General features: G+C 35.0%; 3 protein-coding genes. All 3 read left to right on the forward strand.

Annotation, left to right across the window (positions count from 1 at the left end):
- A partial coding sequence (locus ACFIKE_RS10500; RefSeq protein ID WP_375649829.1) for a hypothetical protein occupies positions 1-468 on the forward strand: 468 nt, incomplete at its 5' end.
- A 67-nt stretch (positions 469-535) separates the two neighbouring features.
- Entirely contained in the window at positions 536-736 is a 201-nt protein-coding gene (locus ACFIKE_RS10505; RefSeq protein ID WP_375649831.1) for a type II toxin-antitoxin system HicA family toxin, read from the forward strand.
- Positions 733-1,128 (forward strand): type II toxin-antitoxin system HicB family antitoxin, encoded by a 396-nt coding sequence (locus tag ACFIKE_RS10510; protein ID WP_375649833.1) that lies wholly within the window; start codon positions 733-735, stop codon positions 1,126-1,128. Before ACFIKE_RS10505 ends, ACFIKE_RS10510 begins: the two co-directional genes overlap by 4 nt.
- Positions 1,129-1,478: the final 350 nt, after the last annotated feature.

The raw sequence follows: 1,478 nt of genomic DNA on the forward strand, positions 1-1,478 counted from the left end.
GGACGCATCTCACGAGCAAAAACACCGCATGAACCCATGGATAAATTGGCAATTGAAATGCGTGCCAAACGCTTCTGTTTGACCATAGAAGAGGCTAAAAATCCACTTTCCAGTACCTATATTGGGCGGCTTTATTTGCAAGGCGAAATCAATCAAGACCAATATGATGCTGCGCAAAAATATCTTGAAGTGAAAAACAATTACCTATGTGCAAAAGGATTGCCTAATGCAATTTATGATAACTTTACTCCTCCATCAAATGAGGAGGCACAAAAACGGTGGATTGAAAGAGCAACTCATTGTTATGAAGTGACGAAAGAGGCTATCAAAGAAGCACAACACCTCTATAGACAGTATAATCTTTATGCTGCATTACAATATCTTGTTATAGAAGATCAATCGCTAACACATCTTGTTAGTTCTTTGCGTATTGTTCTTAATGCGCTTCATAAGCACTTTAGCCGTTAAAAAAGAATTGACATCAGATGAAAAATCATTAAAATGTGTATATATTTACACATCGTGAGTTTAGGGAATGGAACAAGATAGCCGAAAAATCATTGCAAAATTAAAGCGTGATGGCTTTGAACTTATCAAAGTAAAAGGTTCTCATCATAAATTAAAAAAAGATGGTAAGGTTGTTATTGTTCCACATCCTAAAAAAAATCTTCCGATTGGTACAGCACGTTCTATCGCACAACAAGCAGGTTGGTTAAAAAAAGGAGAAGAAAAATGAAAAGATTTTTTGCTCTTGTTCATAAAGATGAAGATTCTGCTTTTGGTGTTCAGTTTCCTGATTTTGAGGGACTTTTTTCTGCTGCTGATGAGGAAGAAATTTTAATCGCAAACGCAACAGAAGCACTTCAACTTTATTGCGAAGATATAGATATAGTGCCTATTCCTTCAAAATTTGAGGAAGTCATCCAACGGGAATCTGTCAAAACAGCTTTGTCAGAAGGAGCTTTTTTAATACAAGTCCCCTTTATTGAAAATGATGCAGAAGTGGTACGTACGAATATATCTATTGAAAGAGGACTCTTACGTGCAATTGATGATTGTGCACAAGAAAGAGGTTTAACAAGATCTGCTTTTTTGGCAACAGCAGCGCGTCACGAGCTTAATATTTAGATTTTCTTCTTTTTTGGCTGTGTCAATACATACCTTTTTGTTTCTAAAAACACCATATTTAGGTAAAAAAATAAAAAAACACAAGATCATGATTTTTTTGTTGACATAGTGTAAAAAATCGTATTTAATGACGACACGGCACTGGTCGTATTGTGTCTAAAATTCAAAAATATCCTCAAAAATTCAGTAAAATGTGAACTTGAAACGTGGCTAGAAAGCCCCGTTTTCTCGGTAATTCTGGTTAATCAATTTTTCACAGAATAAAAATCAATATTTGACTAATGATGTCATTAATTATGACTCAAAAGGAGCAATGATGAAAGCTGTCATCACTAAGCCAATGTGTGTTG

The organism is Bartonella sp. MU70NMGDW (assembly GCF_042194085.1).
GTDB classification, from domain to species: domain Bacteria; phylum Pseudomonadota; class Alphaproteobacteria; order Rhizobiales; family Rhizobiaceae; genus Bartonella; species Bartonella grahamii.